General features: G+C 64.2%; 29 protein-coding genes and 1 pseudogene. 13 read left to right on the top strand and 17 right to left on the bottom strand.

Features of this window, described 5'->3' with window-relative positions:
- Positions 1–20: 20 nt before the first annotated feature.
- Positions 21–1,235 carry a tyrosine--tRNA ligase gene (gene tyrS / locus D619_RS0112070; RefSeq protein WP_017668858.1) on the top strand — a complete coding sequence of 405 codons (1,215 nt, stop codon included), beginning with the start codon at positions 21–23 and terminating at the stop codon, positions 1,233–1,235.
- Between the two features lie 3 nt (positions 1,236–1,238).
- On the opposite strand, the gene D619_RS0112065 is transcribed toward tyrS, so the two are convergent.
- Complete coding sequence (locus D619_RS0112065; RefSeq protein ID WP_017668857.1) at positions 1,239–2,654, bottom strand: ATP-binding protein; 1,416 nt, start codon at positions 2,652–2,654, stop codon at positions 1,239–1,241.
- 37 nt (positions 2,655–2,691) lie between these two features.
- On the bottom strand, positions 2,692–3,381 hold the full coding sequence (locus D619_RS0112060; protein ID WP_017668856.1) for a response regulator transcription factor: 690 nt from the start codon (positions 3,379–3,381) through the stop codon (positions 2,692–2,694).
- Positions 3,382–3,509: 128 nt separating this feature from the next.
- Here D619_RS0112060 and D619_RS0112055 point away from each other — a divergent pair, with 128 nt between their 5' ends.
- The 5 genes and pseudogenes from D619_RS0112055 (at position 3,510) to D619_RS16505 (ending at position 6,715) form a co-directional block, all read left to right on the top strand.
- Positions 3,510–4,721 carry a DUF3089 domain-containing protein gene (locus tag D619_RS0112055; protein WP_347574770.1) on the top strand — a complete coding sequence of 404 codons (1,212 nt, stop codon included), beginning with the start codon at positions 3,510–3,512 and terminating at the stop codon, positions 4,719–4,721.
- Complete coding sequence (gene ruvX, locus D619_RS0112050; RefSeq protein ID WP_026091001.1) at positions 4,718–5,185, top strand: Holliday junction resolvase RuvX; 468 nt, start codon at positions 4,718–4,720, stop codon at positions 5,183–5,185. Before D619_RS0112055 ends, ruvX begins: the two co-directional genes overlap by 4 nt.
- 8 nt (positions 5,186–5,193) lie before the next feature.
- Positions 5,194–5,547, top strand: a pseudogene (gene msrB / locus D619_RS0112045) (peptide-methionine (R)-S-oxide reductase MsrB); the annotation flags it as partial.
- Positions 5,547–6,416 (top strand): peptidylprolyl isomerase, encoded by an 870-nt coding sequence (locus D619_RS0112040; protein ID WP_017668852.1) that lies wholly within the window; start codon positions 5,547–5,549, stop codon positions 6,414–6,416. The pseudogene msrB and the gene D619_RS0112040, both read left to right, overlap by 1 nt.
- Positions 6,413–6,715, top strand: coding sequence for a DUF952 domain-containing protein (locus D619_RS16505; RefSeq protein ID WP_017668851.1), 303 nt, complete (start codon positions 6,413–6,415; stop codon positions 6,713–6,715). Before D619_RS0112040 ends, D619_RS16505 begins: the two co-directional genes overlap by 4 nt.
- Positions 6,716–6,724: 9 nt before the next feature.
- On the opposite strand, the gene D619_RS17925 is transcribed toward D619_RS16505, so the two are convergent.
- Complete coding sequence (locus D619_RS17925; RefSeq protein WP_193743308.1) at positions 6,725–7,843, bottom strand: hypothetical protein; 1,119 nt, start codon at positions 7,841–7,843, stop codon at positions 6,725–6,727.
- A gap of 62 nt (positions 7,844–7,905) precedes the next feature.
- Complete coding sequence (locus tag D619_RS0112030; protein WP_017668850.1) at positions 7,906–8,532, bottom strand: glutathione S-transferase family protein; 627 nt, start codon at positions 8,530–8,532, stop codon at positions 7,906–7,908.
- A 75-nt stretch (positions 8,533–8,607) separates the two neighbouring features.
- Between D619_RS0112030 and D619_RS0112025 the strand changes: the two genes are divergently transcribed.
- Positions 8,608–10,095: a Do family serine endopeptidase gene (locus D619_RS0112025; RefSeq protein WP_017668849.1), complete on the top strand. Its 1,488-nt coding sequence runs from the start codon at positions 8,608–8,610 to the stop codon at positions 10,093–10,095.
- Between the two features lie 49 nt (positions 10,096–10,144).
- On the top strand, positions 10,145–10,660 hold the full coding sequence (locus D619_RS18435; RefSeq protein WP_020480478.1) for a methylated-DNA--[protein]-cysteine S-methyltransferase: 516 nt from the start codon (positions 10,145–10,147) through the stop codon (positions 10,658–10,660).
- Here the strand turns inward: D619_RS18435 and D619_RS16500 are convergent.
- On the bottom strand, positions 10,623–11,768 hold the full coding sequence (locus D619_RS16500; RefSeq protein WP_017668847.1) for an acyltransferase family protein: 1,146 nt from the start codon (positions 11,766–11,768) through the stop codon (positions 10,623–10,625). The two genes, D619_RS18435 and D619_RS16500, sit on opposite strands and share 38 nt — an antisense overlap.
- Before the next feature lie 118 nt (positions 11,769–11,886).
- Here D619_RS16500 and D619_RS0112010 point away from each other — a divergent pair, with 118 nt between their 5' ends.
- Positions 11,887–12,660, top strand: a complete 774-nt coding sequence (locus D619_RS0112010; RefSeq protein WP_017668846.1) for a LytTR family DNA-binding domain-containing protein — start codon at positions 11,887–11,889, stop codon at positions 12,658–12,660.
- 1 nt (position 12,661) lies between these two features.
- Here the strand turns inward: D619_RS0112010 and D619_RS0112005 are convergent, their stop codons facing one another.
- From D619_RS0112005 to D619_RS0111975, 5 genes are all read right to left on the bottom strand, one after another.
- Positions 12,662–13,285, bottom strand: a complete 624-nt coding sequence (locus D619_RS0112005; protein ID WP_017668845.1) for a PEPxxWA-CTERM sorting domain-containing protein — start codon at positions 13,283–13,285, stop codon at positions 12,662–12,664.
- 309 nt (positions 13,286–13,594) lie between these two features.
- Positions 13,595–15,601 (bottom strand): acetyl/propionyl/methylcrotonyl-CoA carboxylase subunit alpha, encoded by a 2,007-nt coding sequence (locus D619_RS0112000; protein WP_017668844.1) that lies wholly within the window; start codon positions 15,599–15,601, stop codon positions 13,595–13,597.
- Between the two features lie 417 nt (positions 15,602–16,018).
- Entirely contained in the window at positions 16,019–16,318 is a 300-nt protein-coding gene (locus D619_RS17380; protein WP_279379375.1) for a UrcA family protein, read from the bottom strand.
- A gap of 123 nt (positions 16,319–16,441) precedes the next feature.
- On the bottom strand, positions 16,442–16,909 hold the full coding sequence (locus D619_RS0111985; RefSeq protein ID WP_017668841.1) for a DUF2269 family protein: 468 nt from the start codon (positions 16,907–16,909) through the stop codon (positions 16,442–16,444).
- 194 nt (positions 16,910–17,103) lie between these two features.
- Entirely contained in the window at positions 17,104–18,636 is a 1,533-nt protein-coding gene (locus D619_RS0111975; protein ID WP_017668839.1) for an acyl-CoA carboxylase subunit beta, read from the bottom strand.
- 158 nt (positions 18,637–18,794) lie between these two features.
- On the opposite strand from D619_RS0111975, the gene D619_RS18345 reads away from it, so the two are divergent.
- Positions 18,795–19,541 (top strand): PEPxxWA-CTERM sorting domain-containing protein, encoded by a 747-nt coding sequence (locus D619_RS18345; RefSeq protein WP_017668838.1) that lies wholly within the window; start codon positions 18,795–18,797, stop codon positions 19,539–19,541.
- On the opposite strand, the gene D619_RS0111965 is transcribed toward D619_RS18345, so the two are convergent.
- The 5 genes from D619_RS0111965 to D619_RS0111945 are packed head-to-tail and all read right to left on the bottom strand — an operon-like array spanning position 19,510 to position 21,890.
- A complete protein-coding gene (locus tag D619_RS0111965) occupies positions 19,510–20,214 on the bottom strand; it encodes an ATP12 family protein (protein WP_017668837.1) in 705 nt (234 codons plus the stop codon). The genes D619_RS18345 and D619_RS0111965 overlap by 32 nt on opposite strands.
- Positions 20,211–20,414 (bottom strand): hypothetical protein, encoded by a 204-nt coding sequence (locus D619_RS0111960; RefSeq protein WP_017668836.1) that lies wholly within the window; start codon positions 20,412–20,414, stop codon positions 20,211–20,213. The genes D619_RS0111965 and D619_RS0111960 overlap by 4 nt, the downstream gene beginning before the upstream one ends.
- Before the next feature lie 9 nt (positions 20,415–20,423).
- On the bottom strand, positions 20,424–20,654 hold the full coding sequence (locus tag D619_RS0111955) for a hypothetical protein (RefSeq protein ID WP_017668835.1): 231 nt from the start codon (positions 20,652–20,654) through the stop codon (positions 20,424–20,426).
- Positions 20,647–21,300, bottom strand: a complete 654-nt coding sequence (locus D619_RS0111950; protein WP_017668834.1) for an HAD-IA family hydrolase — start codon at positions 21,298–21,300, stop codon at positions 20,647–20,649. The genes D619_RS0111955 and D619_RS0111950 overlap by 8 nt, the downstream gene beginning before the upstream one ends.
- Positions 21,297–21,890, bottom strand: a complete 594-nt coding sequence (locus D619_RS0111945) for an FMN-binding negative transcriptional regulator (protein WP_017668833.1) — start codon at positions 21,888–21,890, stop codon at positions 21,297–21,299. The genes D619_RS0111950 and D619_RS0111945 overlap by 4 nt, the downstream gene beginning before the upstream one ends.
- Positions 21,891–22,042: 152 nt before the next feature.
- Here D619_RS0111945 and D619_RS0111940 point away from each other — a divergent pair, with 152 nt between their 5' ends.
- The gene (locus D619_RS0111940) at positions 22,043–23,134 is read left to right on the top strand and encodes an MBL fold metallo-hydrolase (RefSeq protein WP_017668832.1); all 1,092 of its coding nucleotides are present in this window, start codon (positions 22,043–22,045) and stop codon (positions 23,132–23,134) included.
- Here D619_RS0111940 and D619_RS0111935 read toward each other — a convergent pair.
- A complete protein-coding gene (locus D619_RS0111935; protein ID WP_026090998.1) occupies positions 23,131–23,658 on the bottom strand; it encodes a GNAT family N-acetyltransferase in 528 nt (175 codons plus the stop codon). The genes D619_RS0111940 and D619_RS0111935 overlap by 4 nt on opposite strands.
- Before the next feature lie 9 nt (positions 23,659–23,667).
- A complete protein-coding gene (locus tag D619_RS0111930; protein ID WP_017668830.1) occupies positions 23,668–25,188 on the bottom strand; it encodes a M20/M25/M40 family metallo-hydrolase in 1,521 nt (506 codons plus the stop codon).
- Positions 25,189–25,562: 374 nt separating this feature from the next.
- On the opposite strand from D619_RS0111930, the gene D619_RS0111925 reads away from it, so the two are divergent.
- Together D619_RS0111925 and D619_RS0111920 are read left to right on the top strand one after the other, a co-directional pair.
- Entirely contained in the window at positions 25,563–25,715 is a 153-nt protein-coding gene (locus D619_RS0111925) for a light-harvesting protein (RefSeq protein WP_017668829.1), read from the top strand.
- A 19-nt stretch (positions 25,716–25,734) separates the two neighbouring features.
- Positions 25,735–26,004 (top strand): light-harvesting protein, encoded by a 270-nt coding sequence (locus D619_RS0111920; RefSeq protein WP_017668828.1) that lies wholly within the window; start codon positions 25,735–25,737, stop codon positions 26,002–26,004.
- Positions 26,005–26,030 lie beyond the last annotated feature (26 nt).

The raw sequence follows: 26,030 nt of genomic DNA, 5'->3' as shown, positions 1-26,030 counted from the left end.
ACCGTAAAGCCGTCCCCGCCATGACCTACAGCAGCGATTTCCTCCGCCGTCTCGAAACGCGCGGCTACATTCATCAGATCACCGATGCGGCGGCGCTGGACGGCGCGGCGGGGAAGGGCGCGATCACCGCCTATGTCGGCTTTGATTGCACGGCGCCCAGTTTGCACATCGGCAATCTGGTTTCGATCATGATGCTGCGGCATTTGCAGCAATCGGGGCATCGGCCGATCGTGCTGATGGGCGGGGGCACGACCAAGATTGGCGATCCGTCGGGCAAGGATGAGGCGCGGCAGTTGCTGGATGATGCGCAGATCAATGCCAATCTGGCCAGCATCAAGCGGATTTTCGAGCGGTTTTTGCGCTTTGGCGATGGGCCGACTGATGCGGTGATGGTCAACAATGATGATTGGCTGTCGCGGCTGCAGCTGGTGCCGTTCCTGCGCGATTATGGCCGGCATTTCTCGATCAACCGGATGTTGACGTTTGACAGTGTGCGGTTGCGGCTGGAGCGGGAGCAGCCGCTGAGCTTCATCGAGTTCAACTACATGATTTTCCAGGCGTATGATTATCTGGAGCTCAATCGCCGCTTTGGCTGCACGCTGCAGATGGGCGGTTCGGACCAGTGGGGCAATATCGTCAACGGCACCGATCTCATCCGCCGGGTGGACGCCAAGGAGGCCTTTGGCCTGACGACGCCGCTGATCACGCGGGCGGATGGCGCCAAGATGGGCAAGACGGCCAAGGGCGCGGTGTGGCTGCACGAGGATCAGCTGCCGCATTTCGACTACTGGCAGTTCTGGCGCAACACGCATGATGCCGATGTGGGCAAGTTCTTGCGACTGTTCACCGATCTGCCGCTGGACGAGATCGCCCGCCTGGAGGCGCTGGAAGGCGCCGAGATCAACCTGGCCAAGGAAGTGCTGGCCACCGAAGCGACTGCACTGTGCCGGGGGCGCGAGGCCGCCGAGGCTGCTGCCGAAACGGCGCGCTCCACCTTTGCCGGTGGCGGCGCGGGCGAGGAGTTGCCGCAGTTTGCGGTGAGTGCGCCCGTTACCATCGTGGATGCGCTGATCGGTCTGGGCTTTGCCGCCTCGAAGAACGAGGCGCGCAAGCTGGTGGCGCAGGGTGGCGCCCGCATCGATGGCGAAGCGGCGGGCAGCGATGCGGCGCTGGTCAATCCGGGCCAGAAGGTGAGCGCCGGCAAGAAGCGGCACGGGCTGGTGATCGCGGGCTGAGGCCTATTCCGCTGCCGGTACGACGGGCAGATCGATCGCCACCAGCAGGCCGGGATTGTTGTCGGCAAGGCTGATGCTGCCGCCGTGCAGGCGGGCGACGGCGGCGGCCAGAGACAGGCCAAGGCCGGCACCCTGCAGGCGTTGGCCTTGCCGCCCGCGCGCCGCGTCCAGCCGGCCAAAGCGCTTGATGGCATCGTGGCGCTGGCTGGCGGGGATGCCGGGGCCATGATCGGCCACCAGCAGCCGGGCGCCGCTGTCGCTTGCCTCCACGCCCAGTTCGATCACCTTGCCTGCAGCGCCATAGCGCAGGGCATTGTCGATCAGGTTGGCCAGCGCCCGGCCCAGCAACTGACGATGGGCGCGCGCCGTCACCCGCGACAGGCCGGGCTGCAGTTTCAGTGCGACGCCGGCATCTTCGGCCAGCGGTTCGTACATGTCGGCCAGATCGGCGATCATCCGCGACAGATCGACCTCTTCAAAGCGGTCGCGGCCGATGCCGGCTTCGGCGCGGCTGATCTCCAGGCTGTTGTCGAGCATGGCGAGCAGCGATTCCGCTTCGGCCGAGACGGCGGACAGATCGGCAGCGTCCACAACGGTGCCCAGACCCAATTTGTCGATGCGGGCCTTCAGCCGGGTGAGCGGTGAGCGCAGATCGTGCGCCAGTCCATCGGTGACGGCGCGCAGTTCGTCGAGCACCGATTCCACCCGCGCCAGCATGACGTTGAAGGCCGCGCCCATCGAATCAAAGGCATCGGCCGGTGGCCCGGGCGGCAGATCGACCCGGGCGTGCAGATTGCCGCCGGTCACCTCGCTCACCACATCGGCAATGCCGTGGGCGCGATCGGTGATGATGCGGGCGATCATCCGGCTGGTCAGCCACGCCAGCAGCGCCGCCAGCGGCAGCGCGGCAGTGAGAATGGTGGTGAGCGTCATCAGCAGGCGGACTTCGGCTTCCAGGCTGCGGCCCACCAGCAGGCGATAGCCCTGCGGCATCGGCCGGCCGGTGACCATATAGGGGCTGGGATCGCCCTGTTCGGTTTCCATGGCGGTAACGCGGTAATAACGGCCATCGATCGGCACATCATCCGGCCAGCGCGCCAGATTGCCGAGCAGCAATGTGCCATCGCTGGTGGCAAGATGGATGACCAGCGGCCCCGGCACCTGCAATTCGCCATCGAGGATGGTCACGGCGGCTTCCAGGCCCTGTTTGCGCCACGCCAGCAGCGAGGCATCGGCGATGGCATCGATCCGGGTCTGGGCGTCGCGGTCGAGCAGATTCTGGGTGGCGCGTTCCAGCAGGACCAGCATCAGCGCTGATCCGGAAAACAGCACGAGAAACAGCACAAGGCTGATCCGCGACGTGGTGGTGCGCGGCATCAGGCGGTCCAGCAGCCGATGCAGTTGCGGGGGCAGCATCATTGATGGCCCCGCGCGGGGCACGGCAGACAGCCCGTTCTCAGGCCGAAACCGGCTCGCCGCCGACACGATAGCCGGTGCCGCGAACAGTCTGCACGATATTGCCGGCGCCGCCTTCATCCAGTTTCTTGCGCAGGCGGCTGACATGCACGTCGATGACGTTGGTGCCCGGATCGAAATGATAATCCCACACGCCTTCCAGCAGCATGGAGCGGGTGACGACCTGGCCGCGGTGGCGGACCAGATATTCCAGCAGGCGGAATTCGCGCGGTTGCAGATCGATGCGCTTGCCGCCCCAGGTGACACGGCGGGCGAGCAGATCAAGTTCCAGCTCGCCTTCCACCAGCCGGGTGATTTCCCCCGACGGTGCGGCCCGGCGCTGCACGGCTTCCAGGCGGGCGAGCAGTTCCGGCAGTTCGAACGGCTTGGTGAGATAATCGTCGGAACCGGCGCGCAGGCCCTTCACCCGTTCATCGAGGCTGGCCAAGGCGGAGAGCACCAGCACCGGCGTGCGGTTGCCGGCCTCGCGCAGACGGGACAGCAGCGTGAGGCCATCAAGCCCGGGCAGCATGCGATCGAGCACGATGGCGGCATAATGGCCGTCCATCGCCAGCTCGAGACCCAAGGTTCCGGTGCCGGCAATATCAACATGATAGCCGGCTTCGCGCAGACCCTGCGCGATGTGTTCGGCCATGGTGGCGTCGTCTTCAACGCAAAGGATGCTGCTCATGGCTGTGACTTTATGCCGCTCATTACAAAAAACTCAAGTACTTCGACGGACAATATCGTGTTTTTCTTCCCCGTGTATCCCTAGCGCTGCTAGGCATCCGGCCGACACATTGCAGAAGGCCATGACGTTTGACTGATCACCCTGGAGACGACAATCCGGCTGACCCCACTGCGACACCGGCGGCACGGCCGGCACGGGTCGAGCGACCGGCGCGATTGCCGCGCCTGTTCCTGTGGCTGGTGGCGATTGCCATCATCATCGTCATCGTGGCTGGCCTGACATACCGGCTGGCCGGCAATCGCCTGATTAGTGCGGCATTGGTACCACGCGGGGAATTTGCCGCGGCCGACGCTGGTGCCGCCTATGATTATGGCGAGGCCGCCAGCTGGGCGGCGCGGCCCGGCCAGGCCGATGATCCCACGTCGTTCGTGCCGGAAGGGGCGGCGGCGCTGGCCAGGGGCGACGTGCCGGTGTTCTTCGTGTCCCCTACCGCCGCCTTTGAAAATGGCCAGTGGAATGGCCGATCCAGTGAACCCACCAAGGCGCTGCGGCTGGCCGGCTTCCTGCGCACCGAGGCCAGTGCGCTGGCGGCGGCCGGGCCCTTGTGGGCGCCGCATTACCGCCAGGCCGTGCTGGGCAGTTTCCTCGCCAACACGCCCGAAACCCGCGCTTCGGCACAGGCGGCGCAGGATCTGGCCTATGCCGATGTGAAGGCGGCCTTTGCCCGCTTCCTGCAGGCGCAGCCAGCGGGCAGCCCCATCATATTGGCCGGTCACAGCCAGGGTGCGCTGCACTTGCTGCGCCTGCTGAAGGAAGAGGTGGCCGGCACGCCGCTCGCGGCCCGCATCGTGGCGGCCTATGCCGTGGGCTGGCCGGTGTCGATCGATGCTGATCTGCCGGCGCTGGGTCTGCGCGCCTGCGAGCAGCGGGCGCAGGCGCGTTGCCTCCTGAGCTGGCAGAGCTTTGCCGAGCCAGCCGATGCATCGGCGATCCTGGATGTCTATTATCGCGGCACCGGCCTTGCTGGCACGCCGCGCAACGGCACCGCCATGCTGTGCAGCAATCCGCTTACCGGCAGCATCGGCGATGCGGCGCCGGCCAGCGCCAATCCGGGCAGCCTGGTGCCATCGGCCACGCTCACCGCCGGCAAGCTGGTGACGCCCGGCGTGCCGGCGCGCTGCGACGCACGCGGCCTGCTGCTGATCGGCGAGACACCTTCGGGCTATCCAGCCTTCGTGCTGCCTGGCAACAATTTCCATGTGTTTGATTATCCGCTGTTCTGGGAAGCGGTGCGACAGGATGTGGCGGCGCGGGTGGTGGCATGGAAAGCGGAACGCTGATCGCGACCACCGCGCCGGACTATGCGGCGGCGCTGCCCGATGCCGGCCGGCTGGGCGGGCTGGACGTGGGCACCAAGACGATCGGGCTTGCCACCTGCGACGCCAGCTGGAGTTTTGCCAGCCCGGCCCACACCATCGCCCGCACCAAATTCGCCGCCGATCTGGCGGAACTGAAGTCCTGGGTGGGCAAGGAACGGCTGGTGGGGCTGGTGATCGGGCTGCCGCTCAACATGGACGGCACCGACAGTTCGCGCACCCAATCGGTGCGGGCGTTCGCGCGCAATGTCGCCGTGCTCGGCCTGCCGCTGCTGCTCTGGGATGAACGCTGGTCCACCGCAGCGGTGGAGCGCGCCATGATCGCCGAGGATTTGTCGCGCGCCCGGCGTTCGGAGCGGGTGGACAGGCTGGCGGCGAGCTATATCCTGCAAGGTGCAATCGATGCTCTGTCGAGATGGAGACCATGATGAGCTGCCTCAGCCCCGAAGCCCGCGCCGTGCTGTTCGAACATGCCACCGAACGGCCGTTCACCTCGCCGCTGAACGACGAGAAACGCGCTGGCGACTATCATTGCGCCGGCTGCGGAGCGCTGCTCTATCACAGCAGCACCAAGTATAATTCCGGTTCCGGCTGGCCGAGCTTTTACGATGCCGTGGAAGGCGCGGTGGGCACCAGAACGGATAGCAGCCACGGCATGCTGCGCACCGAAGTCCATTGCGCTGGCTGCGGCGGGCATCTGGGCCATGTGTTTCCCGACGGGCCGCCGCCGACGGGCTTGCGCCACTGCATCAACGGACTTGCCCTCGATTTCCAGGCGGATGAACTCTGATGAAGAAGCTGTTGCTCCTCGCTGCACCGCTGCTGCTGGCACAAGCGCCGCCGCCGGCCGAACCGCCCGTGTACAACGCCGCCGACAAGATCATCGCCGAAGCGCCGCAGACGCATTGGCTGACGATCGACCCCGACGACATCATGGTGATGGAGACGGCCGCCGGGCGCATGGTCATCCAGCTGGCGCCGGCCTTTGCGCCCGCACACGTGGCCGCCATTAAGCAGCTGGTGCGTCGTGGCGAGTTCGACGATGGCCGCATCGTGCGGGTGCAGGATAATTATGTCGTGCAATGGACGGCGCGGCCTGATCCATCCAAGCCCAAGCCCACGCCGCTTCCGGCCGAATATGAGCGGCCGCTGGCTGGCCTTGCCTTCACCCCGTCGCCCTACAAGGACACCTATGCCGAAGCCGGCTGGGTGTCGGGCTGGCAGGCCGCGCGCGACACCAGCACCGGCACCGCCTGGCTGGCGCACTGCTATGGCACGGTGGGCGTGGGCCGGGACAATCCGCCCGATACCGGCGATGGTGCCGAGCTCTACACCGTCATCGGCCATGGCCCGCGCCATCTCGATCGCAATATCGCCAATGTTGGCCGCGTGCTGGCCGGCATCGAGCCGCACGCCGCGCTGCCGCGCGGCACCGAGGAGCTTGGCTTCTACAAGGACGACGCGCAGCGCACGAAGATCACCCGCGTGCGCCTTGCCAGCCAGATCCCCGGCTTCCCGAAATGGCAGATGATGGACACGGCCTCGCCCAGCTTTGCCGCGGTCTCGCACGCCCGCGCCAACCGCATCGGTTTCTTCCCGCGCCCGGCCGGCGCAGCAGATCTGTGCACGCTCAGGGTGCCGGTGCGTGAAGCGAAATGACGCCGATCGTCAAGCTGCTGCGGGCGGCGGAATGGGCGCAGTTCCAGGCGACGCGCGTGTTCGCCGGTTCGGCTGACGATCTGCGTGACGGCTATATCCACATCTCCACCCCCGAACAGGCGCCCGGCACACTGGCCAAATGGTTTGCCGGTGAAGCGGGCGTGGTTGCGCTGACGCTGGACGCCGATGCGCTGGGCCCGGCGCTGAAGTGGGAGGAAAGCCGGGGCGGGCAACTCTTCCCGCACCTTTATCGCAATTTACTTCTATCCGACATAATGCAGATAAGTCAAATAAATTAATATCGATGTTCATTTCTTTGCAAATGGATCATCCCGATTGATAGGTTTTGACTTTTGGCAAAGTAGCATTTCTCTCACCGCTTCCGTGGTTCCTGACAGACTTAAGGAAGCAACAGGTTGTCCTTTGAAGTTAACGGTCATTGATTTTGCTTCTAGAAATTCATCCCAAAATTTCGTATCAGCAAAATCTGCTCGTAGAAAAACTACATCATTCAATTTTTGACCAGTAGTTGGGAGATTCCACGCTCCAAGAGAATCGAACTCAACAATGAGGTCATAATTTTTATTCTCTTCTAATGACTCCCATTTTAAGTTTCCAATCAAAATGTAACTGGATCTAAAATCAGATTTTCTAAAGCCAATTCTTAGCGCAGTTCCTCTTTCAAAATCGGTATATATCGCGCAATTTCCAGATAATGTGAGATCCCGGATTACAGTCCAGCCTGCGATTTTCTTCCACAGAGATACCTCGGTAGCGCTATTCTGTGGCTGCATAGACATGGTAGTGATTGTAGGAACAGGTGTTGTTTGAATTTTATTGTCAATGTTTTTTTCGCCAAAAAGTTCAACATCTATTCCAGAAGTCTTATAGTTTTCCGGAGTGAGCCAGATAATGCCATTCGGGTCAGCCATTGTAGCAAAAGCAATCGCTTTCTCGGGAAGATTGAGGAGCGTGAGATAGCGTCCTACTAACGCATTACCAAGTCCTGATGTAATTCTTTCTCCTTGATTGTTGGTATAGGTAGCATGAAAACCAACTCGCGCTCCCTTTTCAAGAAACTTATTTGAACCTGCCAACCAAATGAGACCGCAAGCCGAGGCGCAGACGCGGCCATTAAATACAAATGTAGAAACACTCTTTAAGCGAATTGATTTTCCAATTTCAATTGCTTCAACGGTAGAGCCGCCAGTACTATCAAGAACGACCATTTCCGCATTTGTTTTGATCAACTCTAGAGCGAATTTCCGAGCATCATCACGTTCTATTGGGCCGCTGATTATAATGAAGGCTTTTCCTGAATTTGTTCGATCAGAGATTATTTTTGCTGCATTAGCTGCAACAGGCGCAAAAAACAAAGAAAGCGCAATAACACTGCGGAAAGGAAAGTGAATTAATCTAGTCATCATAAAAATATAAGGCAGGAAGCTATCGTTTGTCAATTTTCGTAGTGGATGTTGCGCTAGTCTGATTAGCTCCGTTGCGCCGCCTTGGCGCGCTGGAAGCCTTCGCGGGACTGGCAGCGCTCCCAGTAGGACAGCAAATGCGGCCCCACTTCACCCAGATGCCCCAGATTGCCGGCCAGCAGCAGCGCATAGGCAACCGCGATATCGGCCACGGTGAATTCATCGCCGCACAGCCATGGCCGGCCATCGGCCAGCGCGCGTTCGGCCCAGATGGTGCGGGCGATGAACCAGCGGCGATAGTCGTTCGCCACCTTCGGGTTCCGATTCTCCGGCTTTTCCAGCAGCGTGTAGCGCAGCACCAAAGTCTGCGGAAAGGTGAGTGTCGCATCCGACTGGTGCAGGAAATTGAGATAATCGCCGTACCGCGGATCGCCCGGCATCACGCGCAGGGCACCTGCCCCGTCTCCTCCATAAGTGTCGGCCAGATATTGGCAGATGGCGGCGCTTTCCGTCATCTTCACGTCACCGTCGGTGAAGAACGGGATGGTGCCGAGCGGGTTGATTTCGAGGAAGCTCGGTTCCAGCCAGCGCGGCGGGAAGGGCAGCAGCACCAGCTCATAGGGCAGGCCCAGTTCTTCCAGTGCCCACAGCGCCCGGAAGCTGCGTGCATCGCGGCAGTGCCAGAGTTTCATGGATTCCCCCTTCGCAAAGCCAAATCGCTCCCCATATTCATGGCTGCTTAAACTTCACGCAGCAATCTCGGTGAAATGAACAGGATCTTCACACGCATGGTGCAGGGCACGAAAATCGCGGTTGGCGCAACGATCGGCTTGCTGGCCGGGGTCGGGCTGGCGGTGGGCGTCGCCCGCCTGTCCGACACCGGTCATGTCGCGGCACAAATCCCGCCGATGGATACAAGCGAAGTGCCCCGCGCCGTGCCCGCCGCTGGCCAGGTGGCGCTGAGCTTCTCGCCGGTGGTCAAGACCGCGGCGCCGGCCGTCGTCAACATCTACACCGCCACGGTCGATCGCCGCCCGCGCAGTCTGAACGAGGAATTCATCCAGCGCTTCTTTGGCGGCGCGCCCGTGCAACCGCGCGTGTCGCAATCGCTGGGATCGGGCGTGATCGTCGGCGCTGATGGCCTGATCATCACCAACAATCATGTGGTGGAAGGCGCCGATCAGATCCTGGTCGCGCTGGCCGATCGGCGCGAGTTCAAGGCGAAGATATTGTTTGCCGATCCGCGGCTTGATCTGGCGCTGTTGAAGGTTGAAACCGAAGGTGCCGTGCTGCCCGTCATCCGCATGGCTGATTCCGACCGGGTCGAGGTTGGCGATGTCACCGTGGCCATCGGCAATCCCTTTGGCGTTGGCCAGACAGTGACGACCGGCATTGTCTCGGCTGTGGCCCGCACCGGCATCGGCGTTTCCGATTGGCAGTTCTTCATCCAGACCGACGCGGCCATCAACCCCGGCAACAGCGGCGGCGCGCTGCTGGATGCGCAAGGCCGGCTGATTGGTGTGCCCACCGCCATCTTCAGCCGCGGCGGCGGTTCCAACGGCATCGGCTTTGCCATTCCATCCAAGATGGTGCGCGTGTTCCTGAACGCGGCCGACAAGGGCAAGCTGGTTTCCGGCTGGATCGGCGTGGAAGGTGAAGCCCTCACGGCCGACACGGCAAAGCAGCTCGGCCTCGATCGCCCCGGCGGCCTGCTGGTGACAGCGGTGGTGCCCGGCAGCCCGGGCGCGCGTGCCGGCATCAGGGTGGGCGACGTGCTGCGCAGCGTGGACGGCAAGGAAGTCGCGAACGGTGGCCAGCTGCGCTACAGCCTTGCCACCGAAGGCGTTGGCACCACGCTGAATGTCCAGATCTGGCGCGACGGCGCGCAGCGGCAGGTGCCGGTGATCCTGGCCGCCCCGCCGGAAAACCCGCCGCGCAGCCTGACGCGCATCGCGGCCCGCTCCATCCTCACCGGCGTGACGCTGGCCAATCTGTCGCCGGCCTATGCCCAGGAATTGGGCGCCGGCCTGCCCGAACAGGGCGTGGTGGTGGTCGCCATCGATGGCAATGCCCCGGCCGCGCGTTTCCTGCGTCCTGGTGCGCTGATCGAAAGTGTTGGCGGCCAGCCGGTCAAGTCGGTGGCCGATGCGGTGCGGCTGGCCCAGGCCGGCGCGCTGCTGGTGCGCTTTGCCGTGGGCGAACAGCGGGCTGAATGCGGGGTCAATAATCAGGGTGGGCTCAGCTGCCGGACATGATGGCGGATTTCCGCCAGCATCCCATCGTGAAGCCGGGTAGGAAATGGCTATGAGCCATCTCCTCTCTCGCATCACCAGTCCGCTAGGTGATCTCCTCGCCATCACCGTGCCCGATGGCGCGCTGCACGCGCTCGACTTCCACGATTATGCCGACCGGATGCATCGGCTGTTCGCCCGGCATCATCCCAGGGGCGAGCTTGTCGAAGGGCCAGCCCCGCCGGCATTGGTGAAGGCCCTGGCGGCCTATTTCGCCGGCAATGTGGCGGCACTTGATGCGCTGCCCGTCGCCGGCATCGGCAGCGATTTCCAGCGCAAGGTGTGGGCCGCGCTGCGCCGCATCCCGGCGGGTGAGACCCGCAGCTATGGTCAGCTTGCCGCGGCCATCGGCCAGCCCTCGGCCAGTCGCGCGGTCGGCCTGGCCAATGGCGCCAACCCCATCGGCATTGTCGTGCCCTGTCACCGGGTGATCGGATCGGGCGGCGCGCTGACGGGATACGCGGGTGGCGTGGAGCGCAAGGCCTGGCTGCTCAGGCACGAAGGCGCGCTGGCCCCGCTGCTGGCTTGAGGGCGCCATAGCCCGCCCATGGCCGCAGCCAGCCGATACGCGCCGTGATCAGGCAGAAGGCGGCCGTGCCGATGATGGTGGTGCTCAGCAGCAATCCGGCCTGCATCGCCAGCGGCAGTCCCAGTGGCAGCAGCCACCAGGCGGCCAGCACGATGATGGTCTGGTGGATCAGATAGGCCGGGAACACGGCTTCGGCCAGCGGTTGACGCCATGGGTGATCAAAGGCCAGCCAGCGCTGTGCCACGCCCAGCAGGCCGACGATCATGCCCCAGGCCTGCACGGCCCGCGCCGCGCGGCTGAGGGCAAGCAACGCCCCGTCGGGATCGCCGGGCTGGCCGTTGATCCAGGCGACGACGGCCCAGCCGATCACACCCAGCACCAGGCCTGCCCGCCACAGCCGTGCGATGCCGGCCCACAGCGGCCCGGCCGTGCCCATCGCCACGCCGATGAAGAAGCTGCCGCCATAGACCCAGTGCATGCACCAGTCGCTGACCAGATCATGGGATTCCGGGAAGCGATCGGCGAGGCTGATGCGGATGGCGGCAATGGCCAATATCGGCAGCCACAACAGGCGGTTGCCGGCCAGAAGGTGGGAGGCGCCCCGCGCCAGCCTCGACCGCACCGCCGCCGGCAGCAGCGCCAGCAGGACCGTGTAGGCCCACAGATAGACGACGAACCACAGATGGTTCCACGTCGGCAGGATCAGGCCAAGGCGGCTGGAAAAGTCGAAATATTCGCTTTGCCAGAAGGTGAGGAAGCTGCCGCTCCACACGCCGTTCACCTGCACCTCCACCCACGGCTGCGGCGGCACGATCAGCACCACGCCCAGCAGCAGCGGCAGCAGCAGGCGCTTGCTGCGGCTGGCGAGAAAGCCGCCGCTGCCCTTTCCCAGCATCGCGGCAGAGGCGATGCCAGAGATGAGGAACAGCAGCAGCAACCGCCAGGCGTTGGTGAACAGCATCACCGGTTCCAGCCAGTCGAGCCGGGCCAGCTTGATGTGCCAGCCCCACGGCACAAAGGCCATGCCGGCGTGATAGAGGATGAGCAGCGCGAAGGCGGCGATGCGCAGCCAATCGAGATCGTAACGGCGGGCGGATGGGTTTGTCATGCGCCGGACAATCGCCTTGTGTTACCGGCAAATCAGCGGTGAAGTGCCGGCGGGCACCAGTGGCGGGATGAACGGCAGTCAGGTGGGGACAGGCGGCGACCAATCAGGGACAGGCGGCATGCGGTGGCTGGCCACCGCGGTCGTGATCGCGGTGATTCTGGCCAAGGCAGTGCTGGATGGCAATTCGGCGCGCGCCTTGCTGCCCGATCTGCCGGCCTGGCAAGCCTTTGCCCTGGAATTGACCAGCGCCAGTTTCTTTGTGGCGCTGCTGCTGCCCTGGTGGTGGCTGGTGCGGCGGCTTGCCGTTTGGCGCTGGCCGATGGCGCTGGCGGCGTTGATCGGCCTGTCGGCACCGGTGGCGCTGCTGCACGTGGGCTGGCTGTTGATCAGCCGCAGTCTGGCCTATTGGCTGGCGGGCGACCACTATCGCTGGCCCGAACTGGTGCGGCAATTTCTGTTCGAATGGCCCAAGGATGTGCTGTGGCTGCTGGTGTTGGCAGCGCTGGGCTGGGCGCTCGATCGCCTGCTCGCCCAGCCAGCGCCACTGGCTGCGCCGCTGCGCGATGATTTCCGGCTGGCGGTGAAGGATGGCAGCCGCACGCTGTTTCTGGCGCCGGACGAGATCAGCCATGCCAGCAGTGCCGGCAATTATGTCGAGCTGGCCACTGTCCACGGAGCCGTGCTGCATCGGGTGACACTGGCGTCACTGGCGGATGAATTGGCGCCGCACGGCTTCCTGCGCATTCACCGCGCCCATCTGGTTCGCGGTGGCGCGATCGTCAGCGTGGCCAGCGAAGGCAGCGGCGATTTTTCGGTGACGCTGGCGAGTGGTCAAAGCCTGCCCGGCAGCCGCCGCTATCGCGCCGGGCTGGACCAGTTGCGCCAGGGCTGAATCAGACGGCCGCCGCCTTCCGGCTGCGGCGCAGGGCGGCACCCACGGCGCCAAATCCGGTCAGCAGCATCACCCAGCTGGCCGGTTCCGGCACCGGTTCGATGCCGAGGAAATCGATCTGCATGCGCGGCCGTTCGCTCTGGAACGCGCCGTTGCCGCCGGTGTTGCGGAACACCAGGTCGCCCAGGATCTCGATCGATCGGAAGCGCGGGCCCAGTGGATCCGGCTCGAAGAACTGGCCGATGGACGGGCTCAGGCTGTCTGCCGTGAAGCTGCCCAGGTTGGTGCCATTGATGCGCAGATTGCTGATGTCGATCGCATTGCTGTTGACACCCGAAGTGCGGCTGTTGGCGGTGAGCAGGATATAGGAAAAGCTGGTGCCGATCCGCGCCACCCGCGCGAAACTGGCGGTTTCACCGGTGCCAAAGCTGTTGTCGCGGTTGAAATCGATCTGCCAGGTCAGCGTGCCAACCGTCCAATCCCAGAACAGGCGAAACGCGTGCGGCTGGCCCAGTTGCCACGCCGGCGTGCCGACCGGATTGAGGCTGGTGCCTGCCACCTGGGTGCCGGCTTCCAGCATCACCGCTTCGAACCCGGTGCCTCCCCAGCGGGCGCGGGCGCTCACTTCGGTTGGCAGGGGGGAGGCGGGGCCAGACGACAGGATGACCGTGGCCGACGCCGCGGCGGGCGCAACGGCAATGAGACCTGCCGAAAGACAAGCAAGACGACCCTTGGAAATCACGTTCGACCCAATCCGAATGCAAAAGATCCGGAACGGGTTCATAAGTGATAAAGGTTAACGAAGGACTTTCTCGGCAATTGTTGGCCGCGTCTGCAATGTCGTGATGATGCGAGCGCTGCTGTGTGACGGGCCATGCGACGGGCTCGCCCGTGGCAAGGGTTGCGGTTTCGCCGCACGGCCGCTGGCGGTGCCCTAGCCTTCGAATTCCATGATCACCGCGTCCACCGCCAGGGAATCGCCGGCCTTGGCCAGCAGTTTCGCCACCACGCCAGCCTTTTCGGCGCGCAGGATATTTTCCATCTTCATGGCTTCCACGGTGGCGAGCTGCTGGCCGGCTTCCACCTTGTCGCCTTCGGCCACCGCGATGGACACGATCAGGCCTGGCATCGGGCAGAGCAGATATTTGCTCATGTCCGGCGGCACCTTGGCAATCATGTGGCGGGCCAGATCAGCCGCGCGCGGGGTAAGAACGCGGGCCTTGTGCGCCGCCCCCCGCGTGGTGAGCCACGTGAAACTGCCCTTTTTCGCCACGCTGATGGCGACGGGTGTGCCGTTGATGTTGCCGGTGAACAGGCTGTCGCCCACGCGCCAGCCGGATTGCACGACCAGATCGCGGCCATCCACCAGCACTTCGTGGCTGCCCGCTTCGCCGGTGACTTCCACCGGCACCTGTTCGCCATCCAGATCGACCACCCAGTTGATGCCATAGATGGCGCCATCGCCCGCCAATTGCCCGTCGATCAGTTGTTCGCGCGCCACGGTTTCGGCATGGATGATGGCAGCGGCCGCGACCAGCGCATCGCGGGTTTCGGGCGCGACCGGCGCGCCGTGGAAACCGTCGGGATATTCCTCGGCAATGAAGCCGGTGGTGACATTGCTGCCGGCCTTGAAGCGATCATGCTGCATGATGGCGGCGAGGAAATCGATATTATGGTTGATGCCCTTGATCAGATAGGAATCAAGCGCATCCGCCTGTGCGGCAATGGCTTCGGCGCGGGTGGGCGCCCAGGTGATCAACTTGGCGATCATCGGATCGTAGAACATGCTGATTTCCGCACCTTCCACCACGCCGGTATCGATGCGGATCAGGCGGCCTTGCGCGTCCACACCGGCTTCCGGCGGCTGGCAGCGCGACAGGCGGCCGATGGAGGGCAGGAAACCGCGATACGGGTCTTCGGCATAGACGCGGGTTTCGATGGCGTGGCCGTTCAGCTGCACGTCGGCCTGGCTGAAGGGCAGCGCCTCGCCGGCGGCCACGCGGATCATCAGTTCGACAAGATCGAGCCCGGTGATGCACTCGGTGACCGGATGTTCCACCTGCAGGCGGGTGTTCATTTCGAGGAAGTAGAAGCTGCGATCGGCGCCGGCGATGAACTCGACGGTGCCGGCGCTGAAATAGCCGACGTTGCGAGCCAGCGCCACGGCCTGTTCGCCCATCGCCTTGCGCATTTCCGGCGTGACGAACGGGGAAGGGGCTTCTTCGACCACCTTCTGGTGGCGGCGCTGGATCGAGCAGTCGCGCTCGTTGAGATAGACGATATTGCCCTGTTGGTCGCCGATCAGCTGGATTTCGATATGGCGCGGCTGTTCGACGAACTTTTCGATGAACACGCGATCATCGCCAAAGCTGGCCAGTGCCTCGCGGCGCACGCTGTCAAAGCCTTCGCGCACATCGGCTTCGCTCCACGCCAGGCGCATGCCCTTGCCGCCGCCGCCGGCCGATGCCTTCATCATCACCGGATAACCGATGCCGCCGGCGATCTCGACGGCGTGATCGGTGCCGGTGATTTCGCCCACGAAACCCGGCACGACGCTCACGCCCGCCGCCTTGGCGCGACGCTTGGATTCGATCTTGTCGCCCATGGCGGCGATGGCGCCGGCCGGCGGGCCGATGAAGGCGATGCCGGCCGTGCTCAACGCTTCGACAAAGCTGGCGCGTTCCGAAAGAAAGCCATAGCCGGGGTGCACGGCCTCAGCCCCCGTCGCCTTGCAGGCGGCGATGATCCTGTCGGCGATCAGATAGGATTCAGCGGCCGGTGCCGGACCGATGTGCACGGCCTCATCGGCTTCGCGCACATGCAGGGCCTGGGCATCGGCATCGGAATAGACCGCAACCGTCTTGATGCCCATGGCCCGGGCCGAGCGGATCACGCGGCAGGCGATTTCACCACGATTGGCGATCAGGATCTTCGTGAACAAGGCGTGGGGCTCCCGGCTGCGCGTCTGACTGCTCAATAACGTTGCACGGCTGTCATGCAACATATCGATTTTGGCGATGAGCCTGACCAACAAGCCTTGTTGGCCTTTGTGGCGGGTGCGGTGCATCAGCACATGCAGGCAGGCGTGACAGACGGTCTCATTCCCCCGCGCAGCCTCTGCCCCCACAGGCTGTCACCGTCACTCACGCCCCCGCCGGCGCTGCTGCCTCCCCCACAGCAGCGCCGGCACCCCCAGCACCTGGAACCTGTCATGCGTTTGCTGTTTGCCACCATCGCCGCCGCCCTTGCCGCCCTGGCCGGCGATGTCGTCGCGTTCGAAGGCCTGTCGCCGACCCGCTGAAAGCAAAAGGGCCGGCGCGTGAGCACCGGCCCTTTCGGGTTCAGACGGAAACACCCGTCAGCGGTTGGATGCAACCGCCACGGCTCGCAGGGTGCGAGCAGCATCGATCTGCGGCGCAGCAGACTGCATGGCTTCGGCGCGGCAGGCTTCAAGCGCGGCCAGATCTTCGCGGGTGAAGGTGGTTGGCTGGCCGCACAGGCGAGTCAGGGCCTGCGCCAGGCGCTTGTCCAGCGCACGTTGACCTTCGGCTGATGACAGATCGAGATCGGCGGTCTGCACCTTCACCTGCCATTGTTCATAACCGGGCTCGATAGCCATGGCCGGCATTGCAAAGGCTGCGGCGGCGAGAAGAACCATCGTGATGCGCATCATGTACCTCCCAAAACACTTGATGGGAGGATGATGCGACCTTTGTCACGTCAATGCAACAAGAATGTCACGGAACTGTCATTTAAGAGTCTTTTTTCTGCAACCTCACCGTCACATCGGTCGGGCGATCATCAGCCACAGCGCCGTCACCAGCGGCACGGTGGAGACGAGGCCCCAGAAAATCCATCGCTTTGACAAAGCCTTGTAGGTATCGGGCACCGGGCCGCTACCAAAACTGCTGGTCATGCGTGCGCTCTTGATCTGGATCGGCACGATCAGCCCCATCCAGATCAGTCCGGCGACCACGAAACAGACCTGCGCCCACAGCAGCCACCCGCTGAAAAGATCAAATTGTCCTTCGATGGCAAGGCCATAGCCGCCGATCATGGTGAGAATCACGCCCCACACGGTCATCGACCAATCAGTATAGGTGATGAGTTTCTGGGCGAACTGCAGCACCGGGCCGCGGCCGTCACGATCGGCGAAATATTTCCAGATCGCCGTGACGGTGATGTTGCCCATCAGCATCACGACACCGGTGATGTGCAGGAATTTCCAGACGAGATAGGTGTCGGGCATGGCTGGGGTGTAGGGCGGCGCCGGTTGATTGTCACGCGGGGCAGAAGCGCGCTCTCACCCCAAAGATCCCGTCATGCTGGCGCAGGCCAGCATCGACCTCCGGGAGCGTCCGCGTGCAATCAAGGATGGACCAAGTGCAACTGTGGATGCTGGCCTGCGCCAGCATGACAACGAAAAATTGGGAAAACCCAGCCTTATAGCGGAATATTGTCGTGCTTTTTCCACGGGTTCTCGAGCGTCTTGTTGCGCAGTTTCCGCAGCCCCGTCGCGATTCGCCGCCGCGTCGCATGCGGCATGATCACTTCATCGATGAAGCCCATCGATGCCGCCACGAACGGATTGGCGAAGCGCGCTTCATATTCGGCGGTGCGCGCCGCGATCTTGTCCTTGTCGCCGATATCCTGGCGGAAGATGATTTCCACCGCGCCCTTGGCGCCCATCACGGCGATTTCGGCGGTGGGCCAGGCGAAGTTCAGATCGCCGCGCAGATGTTTCGAGGCCATCACGTCATAGGCGCCGCCATAGGCCTTGCGGGTGATCACGGTGATTTTCGGCACGGTGGCTTCGGCATAGGCAAACAGCAGTTTGGCGCCATGCTTGATGATGCCGCCATATTCCTGCGCCACGCCTGGCAGGAAGCCGGGCACATCCACGAACGTCACGATCGGAATGTTGAAGGCGTCGCAGAAGCGCACGAAACGCCCCGCCTTCTTTGACGCATTGATGTCGAGGCAGCCGGCCAGCACCATCGGCTGGTTGGCGACGATGCCCACCGTGTGGCCTTCGATGCGGGCAAAGCCGATGATGATGTTGCCGGCATGGCCGGGCTGCAGCTCGAAGAATTCGCCATCGTCGGCAACCTTCTGGATCAGCTCGTGCATGTCGTAAGGCTTGGCGGCGCTGGCCGGGATCAGCGTGTCGAGGCTGTGGTCCACCCGCAGCGGATCATCGCTGGTCGGCCGGAATGGCGCATCCTCGCGGTTGTTCAGGGGCAGGAAATCAAAGAACATCCGGGTGCGCAGCAGTGCGTCGATATCATCCTCCAGCGCCAGATCGGCCACGCCGGATTTGGTGCTGTGGGTGATGGCGCCGCCCAGTTCTTCCTGGGTTACCACCTCGTTGGTCACCGTTTTCACCACATCGGGGCCGGTGACGAACATGTAGCTCGAATCCTTCACCATGAAGATGAAGTCGGTCATGGCCGGCGAATAGACGGCACCGCCGGCGCAGGGGCCCATGATGAGGGAAATCTGCGGTACCACGCCCGATGCCAGCACGTTGCGCTGGAACACTTCGGCATAGCCGCCCAGGCTGGCCACGCCTTCCTGGATGCGCGCGCCGCCCGAATCATTGAGGCCGATCACCGGCGCGCCAACCTTCATCGCCGTGTCCATGACCTTGCAGATCTTCTGGGCATGGCGTTCCGACAGCGAGCCGCCGAACACGGTGAAATCCTGGGAGAAGACGAAGACCAGCCGGCCATTGATGGTGCCGCTGCCCGTCACCACGCCGTCGCCGGGGATCTTCTGCTCCGCCATGCCGAATTCGGTGCAGTTATGCTCCACATACATGTCGAGCTCTTCGAAGCTGCCGGGATCGAGCAGGATATCGAGCCGTTCCCGCGCCGTGAGCCGGCCCTTCTTGTGCTGGGCCTCGATGCGCTTTTCCCCACCACCCATGCGGGCAGCGTCACGGCGGCGTTCCAGTTCTTCCAGTTGCTTCAGCATGGGCGGCTCTCCCTCGGGCCTTTCCCCTAGCAATTGCGGCGTGACGGGCAAGGGCCAAGTTGGGGAGGGTAACGGCCGGAGCCCATTGCCGGGCAAACGAAACTTTGATATTAACCAAAAAGTACCACGTTGTTCATGTTCAGTTTGGGGGAATCGTCATGTTTCGTTTGCTCACTGCTGCGGCCATTGCCGCTCTGACCGCCCTGCCGGCTTCTGCTGCCCTGTTCCTCTCAGGCGACAGCAACATCATCAACCGGGTCGCGACCAATAGCGGCAACCAGAATTTCTTCCGCAACATCGTGGAGGGCAATCGCGTGCTGGTGCACACGACCACGCGCAGCGCCACCATCTCGGACGGTGTGACCGGCCTGGTGACCCATTATCAAAGCCTTGGCTATCTGGCCGAGGTGTACAGCGCCGCCAGCGTCGTCAATCCGGTCGTGCTTGCCGATTATGATCTCTACATCGGCTTGGCGCCCGATGACGCTTACACGGCGGATGAGCTGGCCGCCATGTCCGCCTATCTGGCCAGTGGCGGCAATATCCTGCTCACCGGCGAGAATGGCGCCAATTTCGCCAGCCTTAATGCGCTGCTGAACGATGCCCTGATCGGGCTGGGCAGTTCGATGCGTCTGGTGGGCGACACGCTGGATGCCGGCTTCAATGCCGCCCAGCTGCAGGGGCCGAGCCCGTTCCTGCTTGGGACCGAGCAGTTCGAATATGCCTTCACGTCGTCGGTGACCGGCGGCTTGGGCCTGTTCGGCACGGCCGGCACCAATGCCACCTTCCTGGCCGTCGAAGGCGCCGGCGGTGCCGTGCCGGAACCGGCGAGTTGGGCGATGCTGATTGCCGGCTTTGGCCTTGTTGGTGCCGTCAGGCGGCGTCAGCGGGTGGCAGCAGCCTGAGGAACCGCACCGCCGCGTCCAGATCGGCGCGGCGCGTGGCTTCGGCCTTTTCCGCCAGTGGATCGCGGCCCCATTGTTCTTCCTGCCAGCGCGCATCGACATGGGCCATGTCATAGGCGGCCTGGGCCTCCAGCTCACCGGCCGCCACTGCCAGCGCCAGCACGGCAGAGCCGGTGATGGTCACAATCGGATCGAGCGGCGCCAGCTGGAAGGGGGTGAAGGCGGCAAAGGCTGCCTGCACGCGCGCCAGCGTGGCCGGCGGCTGCGCCACGTGCATGATGCCAGTGGTCATGGTGAGGCCCACGTCATAGCGGCGGGAGAGCCATTCCACCCAAGGGTCCCACGCCGCGGCCTGCGCTGCCAACAGCGAGGCCGGGCCATCGGCGCGATAGGCGATCAGTTCGGATTCAGCGTAGGTCGCCAGTCGCCGGGCGAAGCCGGCATGATCAGCCGCCACCCGATCGATGGCGGCATTGGCAAGGCCGGTCAGCGGCAGGCTGCGCGGATCGATCTTCTCGCCCTGGCCCTGCCATTCGGCGGCAACGGCGTCGGCCAGCGCGCGGGTCGGCACCGCCAGCAGCGCCCGCGCCGGGGTGCGCAGCGGCTTTCCGTCCAGCGCCACACCGAACGGGCCATCGCCGGTGACGCTGGCCGTCGCATAGAATCGCTTCATCTGCGGGTGAGGCCCAGATGCCGGGGTCGCACGAACAGCGAGCAGCCGCCCAGCAGCACCACCGCCAGCCCCGGCGCCTGGCCGATGTTGCGAACCATCCACACCCCGGCGACCATGACGGCAAGCCCAGTCAGCCGCACGGCGAGATAGATCAGATAGCGCTTGCGGGCTTCCGCAGCAGGGAGGGGGGCTTCACGCATGGACTGGCCTTACCCCCGGCGCCCGCGCCACAGCAAGACGAATGCCAGCGCGAACTGCAACACGGCCGCGACCCAGAACAGGCCGGAAGCCACTTCACCATTGTCGCCGGCCGTCGCACTGCGCCGGGCGAGCACGACAAATACCCCGCCGAACGCCAGCGACAGGATGGCCATGATCCGGCCCAGCCGCCGCAGCCGGGCGATCATCTCGCCGGAACCGGGGGCTTCGTCCTCAGCCATTGAGCAGTGCCAGCAGGTGATCGGCATCATCGGCCACATGCGCTGCGCCGGCGCCGATCAGTTCGTGCGCGTCGTGATAGCCCCAGTCGACGCCAATGCTGCGCACGCCGGCAGCTTCGCCCATGGCGATATCGAAGATGGTATCGCCGATCATCACCGCCTGTTCGGGTTGCGCGCCCGCTTCGGCCAGCGCTGCGCGCAGCATCGAAGGATGCGGCTTGGACGGGTGCCGGTCGGCGGTCTGCAGGCTGACGAACAGCTGGTGGATGCCGTGATGCTCCAGCGCCAGCTTCAGCCCGCGATCGGATTTGCCGGTGGCGACGGCGAGCAGCCAGCCCTGCGCCTCCAGCGTATCAAGCAGGCTGCGGATGCCGGGATAGAGCGGCTCGGCATCCAGCGCCTTGTCGGCGCGCAGACGCTGGAAGGCGGTCTTGTAATCCTCGGCCAGGCTCAGGTGCAGGTCGCAATCGGCCTCCGGCAGCAGCGCCTGCATGGCCTCCACCAGCGAAAGCCCGACGATGCGGCGGGTGGCGTGCGGCGCGGGCGGCGGCAGGGCGTGGCGCTTGAAGCTGCTCTCCATCGCCCGGATGATGTTGACCTGGCTGTCGATCAGCGTGCCGTCGCAATCGAAGACGGCGAGTTTCATTTGCGCGCCTTCCGGATGGCCGCGGCGCCGGCCGTCTCGCCCAGCCGCTCCAGCGCGGCGATCACCCCGGCCGCATCGGCGTCGCTGCGGTTCTGGCTGGCCTTGAGCGTGGTGCGGATGGCGGTGGGCGTGAGCTCAAAGCCGGTGATGGCGCGCATCATCGCTTCGGCGCGCGCACGCTCCATCTTGTGCATGGTCCAATCCTCGCCCACGCGGGGCTCGAAGGTGGCAGAGGCGAAATGCAGCAGGGCTTCAAGCTCTTCCATGTCCAGCGCGCGCACCTGGCCTTCGATTTCCACCGCCTGGTAATTCCAGGTCGGCACATTGTCGGCCGGCACCACATACCAGTTGGGGGAGACATAATGGCCCGGCCCGCCAACGCTGATCAGCGCGGTGAGGCCATCGAGATGCTTGGCCAGCGCATTGCCGTTCGACAGGTGGAACATCAGCGTGCCCTGCGGCGTCACCAGCACGGGCGCATGGGCCACGCGCGGACCATCCGGCGTTGCCCCGAAGATGTGCGCGAAGCCAGTGGTGGCGACAAAGGCCAGCGCGTCCTCGTCATGGCGAAAGGCGGTATTGGGGTGCATTGGCGACGTCCCTGCCGCAGGGGCGGGCTTGTGGCAAGAACCCTCCCCCAATCCCTCCCTGCAAGGGAAGGGCTGGGGGAGGGTGCGAACCTGTCGAGCCCCTATCAGCAGCGGGAGTCGACTTTACGTATACGTCAACCTAGCGTGGCTGCATGGAACCGCCGCCTCTCACCGCCATTCCCGCCGGCCAGGCCAGCACCGCGGCGCGCGAGGCGGACGAGATCAAGGGCCTGCACTACCCGCTCGGCCGCTGGGTGCCGGGGCCGGGTGAGGCCGAGGAAGTGGCGCCGGGCATTTTCTGGGTGCGCATGGGGCTGCCGTTCGGGCTGGATCATATCAATCTGTGGGTGATCGATGCGGGCGATGGCTGGGCCATTGTTGATACTGGGGTGGGCCTGCCCGCCAGCAAAGCCGCGTGGGAGGCGCTGTTTGCCGGGGCGCTGAAGGGCAAACCGGTCACCCGTGTCATTGTCACCCATTATCATCCCGATCATCTCGGCATGGCCGGCTGGCTGTGCCGCAAATGGGATGTGCCGCTGGAAATCACCCGCACCGAATATCTGCTGGCGCGCACGCTCATTCTCGACGTGCGCGACGCGCCGCCGGACGAGGCGGTGGCCTTCTCCATCCGCGCCGGCTGGAGCGAGGAACAGGTCACCGCCATGAAGGCCAAGGCCTGGGGCAGTTTCGGCAAGATCATCTCGAAGATGCCGGCCGGTTTCAAGCGGCTGCGCGATGGTGATGTGCTGCAGATTGGCCCGCGCCGCTTCACCGTGGTGGTCGGCCGCGGCCATGCGCCGGAACATGCCTGCTTGGTGGCGGACGACGTGATGATATCGGGCGACCAGGTGTTGCCGCGCATCACCAGCAATGTGTCCGTCTATCCCACCGAGCCCTATGCCGATCCCTTGGGCGACTGGCTGGAGAGCATCGAGCGGCTGCGCGCCATTTCGCCCCAAGTGCTGGTGCTGCCCGCCCACAACGAGCCCTTCTTCGGCCTGCACACCCGCCTCGATCAGTTGGCCGCCGATCACGCCGCCAAGCTCGAGAAGCTGGAAGCCTTCTGCGCCGAACCGCGCACCGCCGTCGATTGCTTTGCCGCCCTGTTCCGCAAGCCGATCGGCGAAGCAGATTATGGGCTGGCGACCGGCGAGACGGTCGCGCACCTGCACTGGCTGGAAGAGCGCGGGCGGGTGAGGCGCCTGAAGGATGGCAGCGGCGTGGACCGGTTCGTGCGGGCCTAGACCGCCGCGCCCAGCGCCCGTTCGAGCACGACAAAGTGGAGATCGTCGCGCAGCGGCCTGCCGAAGCGCTGGTCGTCATAGGGGAAAGGCTCGGTTGCGCCGGTTAGCTGATAACCCCGCCGCACATACCAGGCGATCAACGTGTCGCGCACATTGACCACGCTCATCCTGATCCGGCGTGCGCCTTGTGCTTGCGCCCAATCTTCTGCACCGGCCAGCAACTGCCGGCCCAGACCGGCATTCTGCTGATCAGGATCCGCCGCCAGGGAGCCAAGATACCAGATACCGTCGCCGAGCGGCTCCAGCCACACGCAGCCGCGGATGATGCCGCCGGGATCGACCCACTTCAGAAAGCGGCCTGCCGGCGCTTCACCGATCTGGGCACGCAGCAATTCGGCTGATGTTCGCTCGCCGGCAATGATGCCGTCCTCGGAGTTCCAGCTACCGGTGCCGCGATAGGCACGGTTCATCAGGTCGACGATGGCCGGCAGATCGCCTGCATCAATCGGTTGGAATTTCGACACGACCAACCTTCAACGTGCCACCGCCATTTCATAGAGAAAATCGACAAACCCCGCCGTGCAGCCGGCGAGGCCCTGCACTTTGGGGTTGGTGCTTTCGATCACGAAATATTCGTCGGGCGCGTGGGCGCCGCTGCCGTGGCCAAGGCCGAATTGGCCGGCGGGCAGCGAGACCGGCGGCTGGGTGAAGACGCTGCCGGGCCAGCTGCCGGCATTGCGCGGATAGAGGGTGGTCGCGGCGCCGAAGCGGGCATAGACGGCCTGCTGGGCACGGATCACCCGGCTGTTCTCGGCGGTTTCGGTGGGGTCATAGCCGCCCGACACCACCACTTCGATATCGCCAAAGCCGCGCTTGGCCAGATGCGCCTTCAGCTTGGCTTCGGCTTCCCTGAAAGTCTGGTTGGGCACCAGCCGGCATTCCAGCTTGGCCTCCGCCCGGCCGGGCAGGATGGTCTTGCCGCCGGGGCCGGTATAGCCGGCAACCAGGCCCTGGATGTTGACCGTGGGCTGGCTGGCAAGGCGTTCCAGCGATTGCTGCCAGGGTTCGTTGTTGATCCACATCTTCACGCCCATCGCCGCCTTGGCCTGTTCCTCGCTCTGGCTCGCCGCGGTCATCGCGATCAGTTCCTTCTCGCGCGCCGTCAGGCCACGCACATTGTCGAACCAGCCGTCGATGGCGGGGGTGAAGCCGTCGTCCTTCACCAGCGTGTTCAAGGCCTGCACCAGGTGCCACACGGGGCTATCGACATGCGCGTGCTGGCTGGAATGAATGTCGCCCTTCGGCCCCTTGCCCCAGCGTTCGCCACTGGCGATCAACTGGAACTCGATCGGGCCCTTCGATCCCAGGTTGATCGTGGTGCTGCCATTGGCGCTTTGCCATGCAGTGGGGATGATGATGCCGTCGCATTTCTTCAGCGCGGCGAGCACCTCCGGCGCCTGCACGATCTGGTGGAAATTGGGGGAGGCGATCTCCTCCTCGCCCTCTGCCACCAGCACCAGGTTGACCGGCAATTTCTGCCCGGCCGCCCGAAACGCATGCAGCGCGGCGAGGAAGGCGGCTTCTGGCCCCTTCTGGTTGATGGCGCCGCGGCCGACGATCACCTGGCCCCAGCCCGGCTTGTTGGTGATGCGCGCCTCGAACGGCGGGCTCGACCATTCTTCCGGGTTCACCTGCTTCACGTCATACATGAAATAGATGCCCACGGTGCGCTTGGCGCCGGCATCGAGCGTGGCAAAGATGCCGGGCTGGCCCTTGGTCGGCATGCGCTTGACCATCTGGAAGCCGGCATCCTTCAGCATGGCCATGGTGTAGCCGCAGGCTTCTTCCATGCGGTAATTTTCGGCTGCGATGCCGGGGTTTCTGATCCAGTCCTGAATGCGGGCAATATTCTCCGGCAGTTGCTTGTCGATGGCGGCGCGGATCTTCTTCTGGGCCGCGGCGGCCGGTGCGGCGGCAAAAGCCGCCCGTTCCAGGCCGGGCAGGCCGAAGGTTGCGGCCGTGCCAGCCAGCAAGGTGCGGCGATCGATGTGCATAAATGTTGCCCCTGTTGCGGATATCAGCCGGACATCAGCGCCTGACAGGCCGGGCACCCGGAAACCAGAGAATATCCCAACATGTTGGGAAGAAAAGCGGGAAAACTCTGCTGCGCTGCAACAACGGCCATGCTGCGCTGCACTATTGTCAAGTACCGTATAGGGGAAGTTACGGTGACAGATTGACACATGCGACAGTTTGATTATGGAGGATTCTGCTGAGGCGTTCTGTCGCGATCCGGTCGCGGATCGGCCCAACGTCGGGACGGAGCAGCAAGGGACTGGGTCGCGCGCATTTGAACCCAATCCGGCAATAGGCGGGAGAGCCGGGGCGGTTGAGCCGGCGACTTTTCCGATCGGGAAGGGAGTTAATCATGGCTGATGATACAAAGGTCTATCCGACAGGACTGACCGAGAAGGAAGCGAACGAAATCAACGAGGGCCTCAAGTGGGGCACCCGCATTTTCGGCGCGATTGCCGTTTTGGCGCACATCCTGGCGTATGCGCTTACGCCGTGGCTGCAGTAAGCTCAGAGGAGACTGACACATGAATGAAGGTCGTATCTGGCTCTATGTCAGCCCCAGCGTGGGGATCCCGCTGTTCTTCATCGCAGTCGCCACCGTGGCGCTGCTCGTCCATGCCTCCATCCTGGTGAACACCAGCTGGTTTGGCAGCTATTGGGAAGGCTCGGCCGCTGCGCACGCCGCGGCTCCGGCCGCTGAAGCTGCGGCTCCGGCTGCCGATGCCATGGCGCCGGCCGCGGCTGAAGCTGCGCCCGCCGAAGCGGCTCCGGCCGAAGCGGCTCCGGCTCAGTAAGCCATTGAACCAATCCCGTTCCGGCG

The sequence above is a fragment of the Sandarakinorhabdus sp. AAP62 genome, assembly GCF_000331225.1.
Taxonomy (GTDB): domain Bacteria; phylum Pseudomonadota; class Alphaproteobacteria; order Sphingomonadales; family Sphingomonadaceae; genus Sandarakinorhabdus.
This window is presented reverse-complemented; position numbering and strand designations above follow the sequence as displayed.

Bases quoted from the DNA above. Each gene is read 5' to 3' on its own strand.
- D619_RS0111975 (WP_017668839.1), bottom strand. From the start codon at position 18,636: ATGCTGAAGCAACTGGAAGAACTGGAACGCCGCCGTGACGCTGCCCGC.
- D619_RS0112030 (WP_017668850.1), bottom strand. From the start codon at position 8,532: ATGAAACTCTGGCACTGCCGCGATGCACGCAGCTTCCGGGCGCTGTGG.
- D619_RS0112010 (WP_017668846.1), top strand. From the start codon at position 11,887: ATGCGGTGGCTGGCCACCGCGGTCGTGATCGCGGTGATTCTGGCCAAG.
- D619_RS0111920 (WP_017668828.1), top strand. From the start codon at position 25,735: ATGAATGAAGGTCGTATCTGGCTCTATGTCAGCCCCAGCGTGGGGATC.
- D619_RS0111940 (WP_017668832.1), top strand. From the start codon at position 22,043: ATGGAACCGCCGCCTCTCACCGCCATTCCCGCCGGCCAGGCCAGCACC.
- D619_RS0112060 (WP_017668856.1), bottom strand. From the start codon at position 3,381: ATGAGCAGCATCCTTTGCGTTGAAGACGACGCCACCATGGCCGAACAC.
- D619_RS0111985 (WP_017668841.1), bottom strand. From the start codon at position 16,909: ATGCCCGACACCTATCTCGTCTGGAAATTCCTGCACATCACCGGTGTC.
- D619_RS0111945 (WP_017668833.1), bottom strand. From the start codon at position 21,890: ATGCACCCCAATACCGCCTTTCGCCATGACGAGGACGCGCTGGCCTTT.
- D619_RS17925 (WP_193743308.1), bottom strand. From the start codon at position 7,843: ATGATGACTAGATTAATTCACTTTCCTTTCCGCAGTGTTATTGCGCTT.
- D619_RS18435 (WP_020480478.1), top strand. From the start codon at position 10,145: ATGAGCCATCTCCTCTCTCGCATCACCAGTCCGCTAGGTGATCTCCTC.
- D619_RS0112065 (WP_017668857.1), bottom strand. From the start codon at position 2,654: ATGATGCTGCCCCCGCAACTGCATCGGCTGCTGGACCGCCTGATGCCG.
- D619_RS0111965 (WP_017668837.1), bottom strand. From the start codon at position 20,214: ATGAAGCGATTCTATGCGACGGCCAGCGTCACCGGCGATGGCCCGTTC.
- D619_RS17380 (WP_279379375.1), bottom strand. From the start codon at position 16,318: ATGGTTCTTCTCGCCGCCGCAGCCTTTGCAATGCCGGCCATGGCTATC.
- D619_RS16500 (WP_017668847.1), bottom strand. From the start codon at position 11,768: ATGACAAACCCATCCGCCCGCCGTTACGATCTCGATTGGCTGCGCATC.
- D619_RS0112025 (WP_017668849.1), top strand. From the start codon at position 8,608: ATGAACAGGATCTTCACACGCATGGTGCAGGGCACGAAAATCGCGGTT.
- D619_RS16505 (WP_017668851.1), top strand. From the start codon at position 6,413: ATGACGCCGATCGTCAAGCTGCTGCGGGCGGCGGAATGGGCGCAGTTC.
- D619_RS0111950 (WP_017668834.1), bottom strand. From the start codon at position 21,300: ATGAAACTCGCCGTCTTCGATTGCGACGGCACGCTGATCGACAGCCAG.
- D619_RS0111925 (WP_017668829.1), top strand. From the start codon at position 25,563: ATGGCTGATGATACAAAGGTCTATCCGACAGGACTGACCGAGAAGGAA.
- D619_RS0111930 (WP_017668830.1), bottom strand. From the start codon at position 25,188: ATGCACATCGATCGCCGCACCTTGCTGGCTGGCACGGCCGCAACCTTC.
- tyrS (WP_017668858.1), top strand. From the start codon at position 21: ATGACCTACAGCAGCGATTTCCTCCGCCGTCTCGAAACGCGCGGCTAC.
- D619_RS0111960 (WP_017668836.1), bottom strand. From the start codon at position 20,414: ATGCGTGAAGCCCCCCTCCCTGCTGCGGAAGCCCGCAAGCGCTATCTG.
- D619_RS0111955 (WP_017668835.1), bottom strand. From the start codon at position 20,654: ATGGCTGAGGACGAAGCCCCCGGTTCCGGCGAGATGATCGCCCGGCTG.
- D619_RS18345 (WP_017668838.1), top strand. From the start codon at position 18,795: ATGTTTCGTTTGCTCACTGCTGCGGCCATTGCCGCTCTGACCGCCCTG.
- D619_RS0112040 (WP_017668852.1), top strand. From the start codon at position 5,547: ATGAAGAAGCTGTTGCTCCTCGCTGCACCGCTGCTGCTGGCACAAGCG.